General features: G+C 68.2%; 12 protein-coding genes and 1 tRNA gene. 5 read left to right on the top strand and 8 right to left on the bottom strand.

Going from position 1 to position 14,534, the window contains the following annotated elements; all coding sequences use genetic code 11:
* Positions 1–76 precede the first annotated feature (76 nt).
* Positions 77–889 carry an oxygenase MpaB family protein gene (locus tag ORI60_RS07210; protein WP_266035615.1) on the bottom strand — a complete coding sequence of 271 codons (813 nt, stop codon included), beginning with the start codon at positions 887–889 and terminating at the stop codon, positions 77–79.
* Between the two features lie 34 nt (positions 890–923).
* Between ORI60_RS07210 and ORI60_RS07215 the strand changes: the two genes are divergently transcribed.
* Positions 924–1,334, top strand: a complete 411-nt coding sequence (locus tag ORI60_RS07215; protein ID WP_266035616.1) for a PPOX class F420-dependent oxidoreductase — start codon at positions 924–926, stop codon at positions 1,332–1,334.
* An 80-nt stretch (positions 1,335–1,414) separates the two neighbouring features.
* Positions 1,415–1,918: a hypothetical protein gene (locus tag ORI60_RS07220; RefSeq protein WP_266035617.1), complete on the top strand. Its 504-nt coding sequence runs from the start codon at positions 1,415–1,417 to the stop codon at positions 1,916–1,918.
* Here the strand turns inward: ORI60_RS07220 and ORI60_RS07225 are convergent.
* From ORI60_RS07225 to ORI60_RS07235, 3 genes are read right to left on the bottom strand one after another with little or no spacing between them, the layout of a single operon-like run.
* Positions 1,915–6,348: a DNA repair ATPase gene (locus ORI60_RS07225; protein WP_266035619.1), complete on the bottom strand. Its 4,434-nt coding sequence runs from the start codon at positions 6,346–6,348 to the stop codon at positions 1,915–1,917. The genes ORI60_RS07220 and ORI60_RS07225 overlap by 4 nt on opposite strands.
* Entirely contained in the window at positions 6,345–8,270 is a 1,926-nt protein-coding gene (locus tag ORI60_RS07230) for an SPFH domain-containing protein (RefSeq protein WP_266035621.1), read from the bottom strand. The genes ORI60_RS07225 and ORI60_RS07230 overlap by 4 nt, the downstream gene beginning before the upstream one ends.
* A gap of 1 nt (position 8,271) precedes the next feature.
* Positions 8,272–8,799, bottom strand: coding sequence for a hypothetical protein (locus ORI60_RS07235; protein ID WP_266035623.1), 528 nt, complete (start codon positions 8,797–8,799; stop codon positions 8,272–8,274).
* Between the two features lie 92 nt (positions 8,800–8,891).
* Between ORI60_RS07235 and ORI60_RS07240 the strand changes: the two genes are divergently transcribed.
* Positions 8,892–9,689, top strand: coding sequence for an LLM class F420-dependent oxidoreductase (locus ORI60_RS07240; protein WP_266035625.1), 798 nt, complete (start codon positions 8,892–8,894; stop codon positions 9,687–9,689).
* 11 nt (positions 9,690–9,700) lie between these two features.
* Positions 9,701–10,609, top strand: coding sequence for a CobW family GTP-binding protein (locus ORI60_RS07245; RefSeq protein WP_266035626.1), 909 nt, complete (start codon positions 9,701–9,703; stop codon positions 10,607–10,609).
* A 2-nt stretch (positions 10,610–10,611) separates the two neighbouring features.
* On the opposite strand, the gene ORI60_RS07250 is transcribed toward ORI60_RS07245, so the two are convergent.
* Both ORI60_RS07250 and ORI60_RS07255 read right to left on the bottom strand, forming a co-directional pair.
* Positions 10,612–11,634, bottom strand: a complete 1,023-nt coding sequence (locus tag ORI60_RS07250; RefSeq protein ID WP_266035627.1) for a serine hydrolase domain-containing protein — start codon at positions 11,632–11,634, stop codon at positions 10,612–10,614.
* Complete coding sequence (locus ORI60_RS07255) at positions 11,631–12,749, bottom strand: serine hydrolase domain-containing protein (protein WP_266035629.1); 1,119 nt, start codon at positions 12,747–12,749, stop codon at positions 11,631–11,633. The genes ORI60_RS07250 and ORI60_RS07255 overlap by 4 nt, the downstream gene beginning before the upstream one ends.
* Positions 12,750–13,005: 256 nt before the next feature.
* On the opposite strand from ORI60_RS07255, the gene ORI60_RS07260 reads away from it, so the two are divergent.
* Positions 13,006–13,081 (top strand) — tRNA-Lys (locus ORI60_RS07260).
* Between the two features lie 74 nt (positions 13,082–13,155).
* Here ORI60_RS07260 and ORI60_RS07265 read toward each other — a convergent pair.
* Together ORI60_RS07265 and ORI60_RS07270 are read right to left on the bottom strand one after the other, a co-directional pair.
* The gene (locus ORI60_RS07265) at positions 13,156–14,337 is read right to left on the bottom strand and encodes a tyrosine-type recombinase/integrase (RefSeq protein WP_266035631.1); all 1,182 of its coding nucleotides are present in this window, start codon (positions 14,335–14,337) and stop codon (positions 13,156–13,158) included.
* Positions 14,337–14,531, bottom strand: coding sequence for a helix-turn-helix domain-containing protein (locus ORI60_RS07270; protein ID WP_266035633.1), 195 nt, complete (start codon positions 14,529–14,531; stop codon positions 14,337–14,339). The genes ORI60_RS07265 and ORI60_RS07270 overlap by 1 nt, the downstream gene beginning before the upstream one ends.
* Positions 14,532–14,534: the final 3 nt, after the last annotated feature.

The following is a 14,534-nucleotide window of genomic DNA, read 5'->3' on the forward strand; positions in this document are numbered from 1 at the left end:
AGGCCTTCCGGGGGTGTTGTGGATTCGTGCGCAATGCTACGGACCTGCGGCGATGATCGACTGTGATGTATGACAACTACGGAAGCCTCGCTCTGCTCGGTGTCACATGCTTTCCGTGACGCTCGATCGCGCGCCTGAGATGGCCGGGAGGAGCGAGCCTTCTGATCTTGCCAGGCACCAAAAGCGCAGCTCGGCGCATCATTCGCAGCCACAGGTCGGCATGCGCGTACGGCTCGCGGCCGTGTAGTTCGAGAGCCCAGTCGGGTAGTACCGAATAGGCCAGGTGGCCCACCAGAACCCGGTACACGGGCAGTCCGTGGCGGACCCAGCCTCGCACCGGCGGACCGTGCAAGAAGTCGTAGATCACATCGGAATCGGTCGTTCGGCGCAGAACGGGACGCATCCGATCGAAGTACTCGGTCATTTCACGCCTGGATCCCGGTACTTCATCCGGGTGCAATCCGACCAAAGCCGCTGCGGATCGCTGCTCGGCGTAGTAGAGGTCCTTCTGCCTGTCGGACAGTCCGTACCCCGCGCGGTCGAGCACTGTTTCGAAACACGAAACCTCCGAGCAATGTACCCAGAGCAACAGCTCGGGCTCGTCCACGCGGAACGTCCGGCCGTCGACGACGCCGCGCAGACTCCGGTGCGTGGCCCGCACCCTCGCCGCGGCGACGGCGATCTCCTCGTCGGTGCCGTAGACGCCGAGGCCGACGAAGTCCGCCGTGCGCTTGAGCCTGCCGAGCGGATCGGCCTGGAAGTTCGAGTTCTGCACGACACCCGCGACCGCCTCGGGGTGCAGTGCCTGCAGGTAGAGGCTCGCGATCCCGGCGATCCACATCGTCGGGTCCGCGTGCATCTGCCAGCTGACGGAGTTCGGATCGGGCATGCGGACATCGTCCCGCCTCGCCAGGATGAGGACCATGGACCTGGACCAGGCACGGGAAGTTCTCCGCAGTCAGCACCGCGCGGTGTTCTGCGCACTGAAGTCCGACGGGACGCCGGCCATGTCGCCGGTGCTCGTCGCGCTCGACGACAACGGCGACGTGCTCGTCTCCACGCGAGCCACCGCGTACAAGACGAAGCAGGTGGAGCGCGATCCGCACGTCTCGCTGTGCGTGCTGCCGGACAGCTTCTTCGGCCGCTGGATCCAGCTCAACGGGACCGCGACGGTCGTGCCGCTGCCCGAAGCCATGGACCTGCTGGTCCAGTACTACCGGACGATCTCCGGCGAGCACGCCGACTGGAACGACTACCGCGCGGCGATGAAGCGCGAGCAACGCGTGATCCTGCGGATTTCGCTGACCTCCGCCGGGCCGGACAAGACGGGCTGAGCCTGTAACACCGTTAGCGGGCGCAACGATTCCACGGGGACGGCGGCTACCGGGCAGGCGGAACCTGGGGAGCGGAAGCGATGACTGGTGTCAGACGCCGCGGCTACTTCACAGCCGCGGTCGCGGTGATGGGCGCTGCCCTGATCGCGGCTCTGTTCTCGGCACCCCCGGACAAGCCCGTCGACATCCGGCTGGTCGCACCGCCGCCCCTGCCGCCCGAGGTCATCACCGCGACCGCCACGACCACCGTCTCCGCCGTCGGGGCCGAGCGGCCGCACCCTCCGCCTCCGCCACCGCCCCCGCCGCCTCCACCCGGTGCCGCCGACCGGCCGCCGCCTCCGCGCCCCGGACACCGGCCGCCGCCTCCGCCGCCGCGACCGGGCAAGCCCCGGCCCGACCTGCTCGACCTGCTGCGCTGCGACTCGAAGCTCCTCGGCGACGACTTCAAGCACTGCCTGAAGTGGCCGCTCAACGCCAAGGAGTTCTGCGAACTGCTGGAGGAGCACCAGCTCGAACCGATCGACCTGCGCGGGCCGGACGGCGGCCGGTTCGACCGGTTCGAGCTGAGCTGTGACGACAACTAGGCCTTGAGCTCCCTGAGCTTCGCCAGGTTCGCTTCCGCCAGCGCGCCGAGCAGCTGCGCCTCGCCGAGGTAGTGGTCGTCGATCAACGCCTCGACCTCGTCGTCGTTCATCGCGGGCACGATCCGCGCGGCCATCCTGTTCATGTTGCGATAGCTGCCCTGCAACAGGAACGGCCGCTCGGACTCCTCCGCCGCCGACGCGATGTACGCCTGGTTGACCTTGAGCACGACCTGCTGGATCCGCCGCAGCTTCCGCACGACGGACAGCATGCGTTCGAGCTCGACGGTCTCGTACTCGTGCCGGACGCTCTCGCCGTTCGCCAGGCGCACCAGCGGTTCCACGTCGACGCCGCCCAGAACCGGGTTCGAGCCGGAGGCGTTCTCCAGGTAGCTCAACGCGAACAGGGCGTCGCGACCCGACAGCACGTCGCCCAGGTTCCACACGTCCGCGCGGTTCGCGAGCATGTCGGGCACCCGGAACGCCCGGCCGGTCTCGGTGTACGGGTTGCCGGCCATGGACACGGCGAAGCGCTTGCCCCGCAGGTCGAACGTGCGCGGCTCGCCGTCCCAGACGCCCTCGATCCTGCGTTGGGCGTCGCACAGCGAGATGAACTTCTGCAGCAGCTCCGGTGACGTGTGCTGGATGTCGTCGAGGTGCAGCAGGACGTTGCTGCCCAGGGCGAACGCGAAGTTGATCCGCTCGACCTCCTGGCGCGCGGTGGCGTTCGGTGCCTCCTCCGGGTCGAGCGAGGTGACGCCGGTGCCCAGCGCCGGGCCGTTGACCTTGACGAACACCATGCCCAGGCGGTTCGCGACGTACTCCATCAGCGTCGTCTTGCCGTAGCCGGGCGGGGAGATCAGCATCAGCAGGCCGGTGCCGTCGTTCAGCTGCTTGCTGAGGTTGTCGCCGATCAGCGGCAGGTAGACCTCGTTCAGCAACCTGTTGCGCACGAACGTGTTCAGCACGGCCGGCCGGTAGTCGTCGAGCCTGAGCCTGCGGCGTTCCGCGGCCAGCAGCTCGTCGCGCCGGCGCTGGTACGCGCGGAAAGCCGGCACCTGCTCGGTCGTGAAAGCCCTGAGCCTGGTCAGGGTCTCGTCGAGGCGCAGGTCCATCGACTGGTCACGCACGCGGGGGTGCGTGCCGAGCAGGCCCGTGACGGTCTCGGTCAGCGCCGCGCTGGAGTCGTAGCGCGGCAGGTCGGTGAGCAGGATCGCCACGACCTCGGGGAACTCCGGGCAGTCCTCGTCCTTCAGGAACGCGCTGAGCCACGCCTCGATCAGGTCGCGGTCGTGGAGCTCCTCGGTGACCACGGCGCGGAACCTGTCGATCACCGCGCGGGCGGCCTTGCTGGTGACGAACCCCCGAGGCTCGCAGGCGAGTTCCTCGAACAGGTACTCGGCGGTGAGCTCTTCGAGCCCGAACTGCCCGCACAGCTCGGGAATCCCGTGCGTGCCACCGAAGATCGTGCGAGCGCGGGCCAGCGACTCGGCCTTGCGCGCCCACACCTGGCGTTGCTCCTCGGGCTGCTCGGCCCAGAAGATCTGCGCCGCCGCACGGGTCGGCGGCGGGTACCTGAGCAGTCCTGCACCGGCGTGGAGCCGTTGCAGGACAGCGAGGATCCTCTCGGCGTCGTGGTCGTGAACGCCCTTCTCGTAACCCTCGTCGTAGCGTTCCGCGGCGGCGTTCGTGACGTCGGTGCGGCCCGCGGTGAGGAGGCTCCCCGCGAGGTACTCGGAGCGGTAGACGTGCTGCGTCTCCGAGACGAGCAGCTGGTCCCAGAACGGCCTGGTGGCCCCGAACGCGGGATCGGTGACCTCGCTGCGGTAGTCGGTGCCGGTGACCGCGTAGAACAGCCTGCCGTCGCGCGGGACGAGGGTGAGGTTCATCGGCTCGGTCGTCACCGGGAAGCGGTGGCGACCGAGCACGATCGACGCGCCGTCGTACAGATCGGCCCGGTCGCGCAGTGCCCGGCCTCCCTCTTGCCGGGCATCGCGCAGACTCGCGTCGAGCTCGTCGGCCCTGACGTCGCCGAGCTCTCTGAGCTGCTCGGCCACCGCGCGGACCTTGGCGACCATCGGATCGCCGGCGAAGTACGTGTTGATCTCGTCGGTCGAGGTCAGCTTCCCGACGCGGCGGCGGATCGTGCCGAGCACCCGTTCCGCGGACTGCACGAGCCTGTCGGCCCTGCGGGCGCGTTCGTCGAGCAGCGTCTGCTTGCGGGCCGAGAAGGCCTCGTAGACGTCCGTGCGCTTGGCGCCGACCTGGGCGAGGAAGTCGTCGAACTCGCCGAACCGCGACTCCAGGTTCTCCAGCTGCAGCAACAGCCTGCCGAGCTGGTCGTCGCACCGCTGCGGGGTGTCCGCGACCGACAGCGCGCCGGTGATGGCCTGGCCGAGCAGCGCGAACTCGGCGGCGAACTCGGCGCGGCCCTCGACGTTCGCGAGCTGGGCCCGGCGACCGTCCACAGTGGCGCGTGCGCGGTTGACCGCGGCCAGCACCTCGCCGATGCTCGCCAGGATCTGCGTGCGCGTCGTGGTGTCGGCGGCGTCGAGGGTGCTGACGACCTCGGTCAGCACCTCCAGCCCGGCCTGCTGCTGCGCGAGCCGTTCGCGCAACGGCTTCGCCTCGGCGGCGGTCCTCAGCTCGGCGGCCGCGATCTGGTCGATGTCCTCGTGGTACTGGGCGAACGCGGCCTCACCGCTGAGGAACGCGACGGCCCTGCGCGCGGACGCACCGAGCTCCTCGACCAGTTCCGCCTCGCGCCTGTCGATCTCCTCGACGTCGACGTAGTTCAGGTCCTTGAGCGTGATCAACCGGCCCTGGGCGGACCGCAGGTCGGCCAGCAGACGCACCCACTCGTCGGCGCTGCGCGGCGCGGCCGACCTGGCGAGCCTGATCAGGCTCGCCAGCTTCTCCGCGGCCTGGTGGAGCTGCCCGGCGGCGTGCTCGGTGAGCGTGCGGACGGCCTCGAACTCGTCCAGCACCTGCTCGGCCGTGGCGCGCACGGCCTGGACGTCCTGCTTGAGTCCCAGCTCGCCGAGCCAGTGGACACCGTCGATCACCCTGGTGCACAGGGCGATCAGGCCCTCGAACACCGGCACGCTCGGGGTCATCTCGGCGCTCATCCTGGTGATGGACAGGCAGTCCGAGATGCCGCGGACGAGTTCGGCGTTGCCGATGCGGGCGAGCGGGCCCGCCTGGTCGGGCAGCACCTCGTCGAGGACGAACGGCGTGCGCCACACCTGCATCGGGTGCACGCGCACGGCTTCCGAGCCGGTCTCGCGGAAGACCACCAGCGTGCCGTCGGCGAAGAGCGAGTAGCCGTGGCAGGTGATGGGGGTCGCGACCTCCTTGCGGATCACGTTGTAGGGCAGCAGGAGGCTGCGGCCCTCACGGCGGGCGTGGAAGACGAACAGCACGTCCTCGCCGTTCGCGGACCGCACGACCCGCTCGAACTCCAGCTCGTCGGTGTCGACGTCGAAGGTCTTGTCCGCGCCCGTGACCAGGTAGTAGCCGCCGGGGAAGATGATCCCCTGGTCCTCCGGCAGGCGCTGGCAGGCCTGGCCGATGCCGTCGAGCCGCGTGACCACCTTGGTGCGGGTGTTGAAGACGAGGTGCCGCCACACCGTCTCCTTGTACGGCAGGACGCGCAGCAGGATCAGCGGGCCGACGCGGGCGTAGTGCACGTCGGCATCCGCGAGGCTCTGCAGGGGCTCGTCGACGGGCTCCTCGTACACGCCCTGGCCGGACTCGGTGTTGTTCTCGATCTTGACGGTCAGCGTGCCGCCGACGGTCTCGACGAAGACCTCGTCGTCGATCGCGATGTGCGGGTGCCGGCCCAGCACGTGCTGCTCGCGGGTCGTCTCCACCCACGTGAAGTCGTGCGAGGGCGGGAAGACGTGGTCGCGGTCGCCGCGGTTGTCGACGTAGGTGACCGTGCCGTCGACCTCGATGTCCCAGCGCAGCACGCGGATGTCCTCGATCCGCGCGCCGGTCTGGAACACCGCGAGCAGCCGCGACTCGACCGTGCGCAGCTGGAGCAGCCGCGTTTCGCGGTAGTACCGGTACAGCTCGGCGAAGTCGTTGCGGAACCTCGGGTCCTGCAGGAACTCCGCCTCGACCGTGCCGAAGTCCCTGCCGTGCACCGCGAAGACGTCGCTGACCTTGGTCTCGGGCTTGAGACCCATGAACACGTTGTAGCCGAACAGCATCACGTCGCCGAGCGCGACGATGTCGCGCGGCACGCAGTTGTTCTCGGTGCGGACGCGTTCGGTGGCGAGGAGTTCGAGGGCGGTGCTGCCGAACGTCTCGACGCGCTGGGCGTTCAGCGCCTCGGTGTTGCGGGCGAGCTCGCCGGCCTGGTCGGCCAGCCTCGCCCGCAACACCTCGTAAGTGCCGGCGTCCAGCCCGGAGGCAGTGGACACCGTCATGCGTTCTGCCCGTTGTTCTTGGCCATCTGGGTCAGCGCGATGGCGGCGGCGATGTTCTGCGCGTCACCCGTGGTGAACGAGCTGAGGATCTTGGTCAGGTCCTCGGGGAAGTTCGCCGACCCGTCCATCCACTTCGAGCCCAGCGCCTGCACCACGTCGGAGCCGCCGACGAAGCCGTCGACCTGCTTGCCCGCGGTGATGGAGCTGGCGATCCTGTCGAAGAACATCGTGTCGCCACCGATGATGTCGATGTCGGCCTTCTCCAGGCCGGCCGCGAGCACCATGGCCTGGGCCTCGGCGATCTCGCGCTGCACGTCGATGCCCCTGAGGCGGATCTCCTTCTCGGCTTCGAGCCGCAGGCGGTACTCCTCGTGCTCGCGGGTCGCGGTGTCGAGCGCGGCCATCGCCTCCGCCTTGTGCGACAGGCCTTCCGCCTCGCCCTTCAGGCGTTCCTTGATGCCCTCGGCGTCGGCCAGGGCCTTCTCGCGGTCGACCACGGCCTCGGCGCGGCCCAGTGCCTCGGACGCGGCGGCGTCGCGTTCCTTGACCAGCGCGTCCGCCAGGCCCTTGGCCGCGGCCTCGGCCTGCGTGCCCTCCGCGAGACGGATCTTGGAGCGGGTGTCCAGCTCGGCGGCCTTGTTGCGCGCCTCGGCGAGCACGACCTCTTCCCTGGCCTTGTGCTGCGCGGACTGCTCCGCGGCCTCGGCGGCCTTGATGTCCTTGACCAGCGACTCCTGCGCCTCGGCCTCGGCCCTGATGATGAGCTGCTGGCGGTCGCGCTCGGCTTCCTCGACCGCGCGGAGGCGCTTGATGTTCTCCTCCTGCTCCGCCACCGTCTTCTCGACGGCGACGCGCTCGCGCACCAGGTCGGCGATCGCGCGGCGCTCGTGCTCGAGCTCCTTGTCCTTCTCGATCATGCGCAGCGAGGTCTCGCGTTCGCGGGCGATGACCTCCAGCATGCGGTCCTTCTCGATGCGCTCGGTCTCGACGGCGATCACGCGCTCGCGGTTCTTCTCGGCGACGGCGATCTCGCGGGCCTTGTTCTCGGTCTGGATGCCGAGCTGCTCCTCGGTGCGGATGAAGGCGGTGTTGGCCTTGAGGCGTTCCTCGGCCTGCACCTTCTGCGTCTCCGCCTCCTGCTGCGCGCGGGCGGTCTCGATCTCGCGCTTCTGCTTGATCTCCGCGTCGGCCTGGCGCCGTTCGAGCTCGAGGATCGCCTCACGCGCGCTGACGTTCTGGCGCGTGATCTCCTTCTCCTCGTTGCGGGTGAACTCGTTGGTCTTGACGTGCTCGATCGCGGTCAGCTCGGTGATCTTGCGGATGCCCTGCGCGTCCAGGATGTTCGCCGGGTCGAGCTGCTTGAGCGGCGTCTGCTCCAGGTAGTCGATCGCCGCGTCCTCGAGGCTGTAGCCGTTGAGGTCGGTGCCGATGACCTGCACGATCCGGTCGCGGAACTCGTCGCGGTGGGTGTAGAGGTCGACGAAGTCGAGCTGCTTGCCGACTGTCTTGAGCGCCTCGGAGAACTTGGCGTTGAACAGCTCCTGCAGCGTGGCCTCGTGGCTCGCGCGCTCGGTGCCGATCGCCTGCGCGACCTTGATGACGTCCTCGACGGTCTTGTTGACCCGCACGAAGAACGTGATGCGGATGTCCGCGCGGATGTTGTCCTTGCAGATCAGGCCCTCGTTGCCGGCCCTGCGGATCTCGATGGTCTTCACCGAGATGTCCATCGTCTCGCATCTGTGCAGAACGGGTAGCACGACTGTGCCCGTGAAGGTCACGTCGACCTTGCGCATCTTCGAGACGATCAGCGCCTTGCCCTGCTCGCACTTCTTGAACAGCCTGCTCAGCGTGATCAGCGCCAAGATCAGCACAACCGCGATCACGGCGATCATCACGATCAGCCCGGTGGAGATCGCACCCATGTCAGCCCCCTGTGGTGATGTCCACGACCCAGAAGAACTCGCCCTCTGCGTCGTAGTCGAAGATCAGCGCGGTCTGTCCCGCCCTCAGTTCGGTGCTCTGCGCCGCTCGCACCTGCACGACCGCCGTGCCGCCGTCGTCGGCGGTCACCTCGGCCTGCCCGTACTGCTCGGTGACCCTGGAGGTCCTGACGATCGCGGTGCGGCCCACGAAGTCGTTGCGGGACGCCGGCTTCTCCGGTTTCGTCCAGTTCTTGACCGGGATGAGAAGGATCTTCGTGACGAGCGCGCCCACGAGCAGCGAACCGGCGAGGACGGCGTACCGGAGCGACCCCTCGGGCGTGAGCACCGTGCCGACCAGCGCGGCGAACCACGTGACCACGACGAACATCGAGACCGAGATCGGCATCACCGGGGCGTCGAAGTCCAGGCCCACCAACGCCACCGTGAGCCAGTACGCCAGCACCACGAGCAACAGGAAGCTGAACACCACGGTCGGAAACGCCACTGCGGCAGCCAGGAACTCCGTCATCATCGCCCCCCTTCTCGTCATTCTGATGCGCGAGGTGCCTGTTCCGTTGCAGTTTCGGGAATGATCGATGGAAATCGATCGTTGGCCCGGTCATGGACATCGGGGTGCAGGGGCTCAACATCGGTGACACGGCAGGGCCGGACGAGACGCGGAGGCTCGCCCAGCTGGCCGAGTCGCTCGGCTATCGATCGTGGTGGGCGTCCGATCACGTGGTGCTGCCGTCACCGCGCGTCGACCCGTCACCGTCCGAACCGGACGCCGTGATCGTGGATCCGCTGACTCACCTGAGCTACGTGGCGGCGGTCACGTCCTCGCTGGAGCTCGCCACCGGGATCGTGATCCTGCCCCAGCGCAACCCGCTGGTGCTCGCGAAGCAGGTGGCGTCGCTGGACCTGCTCAGCGGCGGGCGGTTCACGCTCGGCGTCGGCGCGGGCTACCTCCCGCAGGAGATGAACGCGATCGGCGTGTCGTTCGACGACCGCGGCGCGCGGACCGACGAGTACCTGGACGCGATGGACCAGCTGTGGCACGCGCCGGCGCCGTCGTTCTCGGGCAGGTTCGTGTCGTTCTCCGGCGTCGACGCCCATCCGCGTCCGTCGAACGTGCGCGTGGTCGTCGGCGGGCACAGCCCCGCGGCGTTCCGGCGGGCGGTGACGCGGGCGCAGGGCTGGTTCGGCATCGGCACGCCTGACGACGTCCGCGGCCACCTGGCCCGGTTCCCGGCACGGCCGGACGGCTTCCGGATCAGCGTGTCCGCGCAGGTCCCGCTGTCCGCCCCGGTCGTGCGGGAGTACGAGGACCTCGGCGTGGACGAGCTGGTGATCTACCCGCCGATGTTCGACGGCACCGTGGACGAGGTGCTGGAGAGGAACGCGGAGTTCACCGGCTAGCCTGGAACGTCGTGATCCCCGTCGTCGTGCTCGCCGGCTTCCTCGGCTCCGGCAAGACCACCCTGCTCAACCACCTGCTGCGCACGTCCGGCGGCACGCGGATCGGCGTCGTGGTGAACGACTTCGGGCAGATCAACATCGACGCGTTCGCCGTCTCGGCCCAGGTCGACTCGATGGTGTCGCTGTCCAACGGCTGCCTGTGCTGCGCCGTCGACGGCACCGAGCTGGACGGGATGCTGACGAAGCTCGCTTCGGCGGACCTGGACGTCATCGTGATCGAGGCGTCCGGTCTGGCCGAGCCGGCGGCGATGGTGCGGATGGTGCTGCAGGCGCCGGGCGTGTCCTACGGCGGGCTGATCTACGTGGTCGACGCCGTGGAGCTCGACGCCGTGCCGCACCTCTCGCGCGACCTGGCGCTGGCCGATCTGGTGGTGCTGAACAAGGTCGACCGGGTCCCGTCGTTGCCTTCGCTGCCGTGTTCGGCTCCCGTGCTCCCCGTGACGTACGGGCAGATCGACCCGGCGCTGCTGTTCGAGGTGCGGCCGCCGGACCTGGGGCCGCGGCAGCTGTCGTTCGACGACCTGGACGACCACTCCACGCACGCGCACGCCCGCTACGACAGCGTGTCGTTCGAGTCACCGGATCCGTTGCACCCCAAGCTGTTCATGGACTTCCTGAGCGCGCGGCCGGAGGGGTTGTTCCGCGCCAAGGGCTTCGTGAGGTTCCCCGGCGGCACGTTCATGCTGCACACCGTCGGCGCCTACGTCTCCTTCGAGCCGGTCGACGACGCCCCGACGCAGCTGGTGCTGATCGGGGCGGGCATCGATCCGGAGGCGCTGACGGACTGGCTGCTGGCGTGCGTCGCGGACGGACCGGTGACAGACCAGGACATGCTCTGGGTGCTCCGGTACGCCCGCTGACGTCACTTCTTGCAGAACGCGGTGTCCATCACGTCGAACACCCGCTGAAACTTCTTCGCCGGGTCGTCACCGAACGTGCCGGGCAGCGCGGTGAGCGTGACCGCCGCGTTCTTGCCGCCGTCGGTCGCACCGCCGAGCGACGCCCAGCCGTGGATCGACCCGCCGTGCCCCCACCAGACCCCGCCGCAGCTGAGCCTGGTGCTCTCCAGGCCGAGCCCGTAGGCGCTCTTCTCGTCGATCGCGACGGTCCTGCGCATCTCGTCGAGCTGCGCCTTTGGGAGGAGCCCGCCGCTCAGCAGCGTCTTGAAGAACTTGGCGACGTCCGCCGGCGTCGAGACCATCGCACCGGACGCCCAGGCAGCGGACGTCTCGATCTCCGTGGCGTTGACGACCGCGGACTTGGGGTCGAGCAGGTCGCTCAGCGCGTACGCCTGCGCATGACGGCCGCGGATGCGCTGCTCGCCCTGGCTCGGCCAGTACGTGTCCTTCAGACCGGCCTCGGTGACGACCTTCTGGATCGCCTCGCCGATCGGGCGTCCGGTCACCTTCTGGATCAGCAGCCCGGCCACGACGTAGTTCGTGTTGCTGTACGAGTACTTCTCGCCCGGCTGGAAGCTCGGCGGCAGGCGCAGAGCGGCGTCCAGCAGGTCGTGCGGCGCGAAGTAGCGGTCCCGGATGTCGGCGATCTTCGGGACGCCGATCTCGAGCACGTACTCCGGCAACCCACTCGTGTGCTGCAGGACCTGCCGCACGGTGATGCGCTCGTCCTTGATGTGCGGCACGTACTTGTTCACGGGCCCGTCGAGCGTGACCTTGTTCTCCGCGACCAGCTCGAGGGCGGCGACCGCCACGAACGACTTCGTGATGCTGCCGATCCGCACCTGCCCGTTGAGCGGCGCCTTGCCCGCCACGTGGTCACGTCCGTTGACATGAGCCTCCACGCCGGGCGTGCCCTCGTGGACGATCTGGTCGAGCTGCTGGGGAACGAGCAGCGAGAGCGCCGTGACCGCGGCGACGGCTATCACTTGGCACCACACAGAGCAGCGTCCACAGTGGCCAGAACAGCGTCGTGTGCCTTGCCGGCTTCCTCAGCCGTGTCCTGGAACGTACCGGGCAGCGCCGTGATCGCAACGGAGAACGCGCGACCGGAGTCCGTGACCCCACCCCGCGTCTCGTAGCCGTGGATGTCACCCCCGTGACCCCAGGACCGGCCACCACAGGACAGCGGCGAGCTGGCGATCCCGAGCCCGTACTCGACCCCCGGCCACATCTCGCCGGCGGTGTCGACGGTCTTCTTCATCTCGTCCAGCTGCGCCTTCTTCAGCAGCTCACCCTTCAACAGACCGCGGTAGAAGGTGTTGAGGTCCTTGGTCGTGGAGATGATCTGCCCGGCCGCCCAGCCCCAGCTGGGGTCGAGCACGGTCACGTCCTCGATCCCGTTGCCGGTCTTGGCGTACCCGTGCGCGTGCTTACCCCGAATGCCCTGCTCACCCACACCGGGCCAGTAGGTGTCGTTGAGGTTCAGCTTCCGCACGATGCGCTGGTCGACGTTCTCCGCGACCGGACGCCCGGTGACCTTCTGGATCAACAGACCGAGCAGCACGTAGTTCGTGTTGCTGTACTTGAACTTCTCGCCGGGCTGGTTGGTGACGGGATGCGCGTTGCCGATGTCGAGCAGCTCACGCGGCTCGAGGTAGCGGTGCCGCACCTCCTCGAACTTCTCCAGCCCCAGGTAGTTCGTGTAGTTCGCGAGCCCGCTGGTGTGGTTGAGCAGCTGCCGGACCGTGATCCGGTCGTCCTTGATCGCGCCGGGCAGGTAGTGGTTGATCGGCTTGTCGAGCTCGACCTTGCCCTCACCGACGAGCTGCATGACCACGGTGGCGACGAACGCCTTGGTGTTCGACCCGGCGCGCACCTGCCCGTTCCTGGGGACAGGCGTCCGCTTGCCCACTTCGGCCGTACCCGAGGTGTAGGCAGTCGCCCGCCCGTTGCCGTCGGTGATCGTCGCCAGCGCGGCCGGGAACTCGTGCTGCTTCGTGAGCCCGTCGAGCTGCTTCTGAACGTCGCTCGCCGGCGCGGCCATCGCCGTCCCGGTGAACAGCATCGCCGTTGCCAGCACTCCAACCAGCGTCTTCTTCATCCTGTGCCTCCCCTTGCCGTGGTGAGGACAGATTTCCAATGAAGGGGGTGCCGGCGCAGTCACGTACGCCTCCGTTGTTGGGGTGGAGCAGGCTCTACCCCGTCTTCTCGACGCCTCCGGGTCCAGCTGCCTTCTTGCCTGATCCTCTTCGCGGCGGGCTCTTGTCGTGCTCCTCGACGTGGCGGCGGTGCGTCAACCGTGAGGTTGGGAACCCGGAGGACATGCGGAGGCGGAGATCGGTAGGCTGTCGCGGCGAGGGCTGCTAGCTCAATTGGCAGAGCAGGAGACTTTTAATCTTCGGGTTCAGGGTTCGAGTCCCTGGCGGCCCACCAAACCCCCAGGTCACAGGCCTGGGGGTTTCGCTTTGTCCGGGCGGCCCCACACTTAACCCACACAAAACCGCTGGTCATTCAACTTCGTCGTCCTCGGCTTGATCATCTTTTGGTCCGCCGAGCGCGTCCTCCAGGGCGTCAGCGGCCCGCCGGTCGACCAGCTTCCGACCCATGTAGGTGTCCTGCGTCATGGACGGCCGCGCGTGGCCGAGCTGGTCCGCGACCTGCCGCGCGGAGAGCCCCGCCTCATCAAGGATGGTCGCCGCCGTCTTCCGGAAGACATGCGAGGTCACCCACGCGAACTCGTCCCCGCCCCGCGCTTTCCGGAGGTCCTTCCGGGTGTTGGACGGGTCGCGGAGCCCACCGAGTGCATCCGGGAAGATCGGCCCGTTCGGGAAGCTGGTGGTCTTGCGCCTCCTTTGGAGCATGTCGAGCGCCCATCGTGGGAGCAGGAGCGTTCGCTCACCGGCCTCCGTCTTGGTCGACTTCCGGATCAGCCCGATGTCCTTGACCCGGATCACCGTGTAGTTCACGGCGACCGTGCCAGCCTTGAAGTCGATGTCCTCCCAGTAGACGGCCAGTGCCTCACCGATGCGGACGCCCGTGGCCATCATGAAGCGCGACAGATCAGGCAGGTCCCGCTTCACGGCCTTGGGGTCCGACTCCAGCATCTCCAGCCAGCGGACCCGTTCTTCCCTCGTGAGCGCCCGCGGACTCTTCTTGCGGCCGGCCTCCAGCGGCTCCGCCTCCCTGACCGGGTTCGTGTCCAGCGCCTTGTCCCGGACAGCGATCCGCAGCGCACCCGAGATCACCGACCGGGCCGTCTTCGCCGTGTCCACGCTGACCGACCGCCACAACGCGCCCAGGAACGCGTCGACCCGCGCCACCGTCATCTCACGAATCCGCAGCTCACCAAGGCCAGGGAGCACGTGCCGATCCATGATGCTGCGGTACGTGTCGACGCTGCTCGGAGACCTCTTCCCAGCGTCAGCCAGCGCCTGGAACTTCGTGAACCACTGGTCCAAGGCCTCCTTGAACCGGCTCTCGCGGGTCAGCGAACTGCCGGACGGTCCCTTCCGCTCCGCGAGCGCCTTCTTGAGGCTCCGCTCTGCTGCGCTCTTGGTCTTCCCCCACCGCTCGACCGGCCGCGTCTTGCCGTCGTAGTCGCGATATTTCGTGGTGGCACGCCAGCCTGAATCCGTTTCATAGCAACGAATCGCGCCGTACGTGCCGAGGTCCAGAGGTGGACGTCCCATCAGGCCGCCTCCTCAAGCAGGTGCTCGAACCAGCTCCGCACCTCGGACGGCAGGTACCGCAGGTGCTTGCCGACTCGCCGAGCAGGCGGCCCGTAGTTCTTGGTCCTCCAGCCGTAGAGCGTGTGAACCGGGACGTTCAGGTAAGCCGCAACATCACTGACTGTCCACAGTGGCTCAAACTGGTGTGTCTCCATGAT

Origin of the sequence: Lentzea sp. NEAU-D7 (assembly GCF_026242055.1) — a bacterium.
In the GTDB taxonomy this organism is placed as follows: domain Bacteria; phylum Actinomycetota; class Actinomycetes; order Mycobacteriales; family Pseudonocardiaceae; genus Lentzea.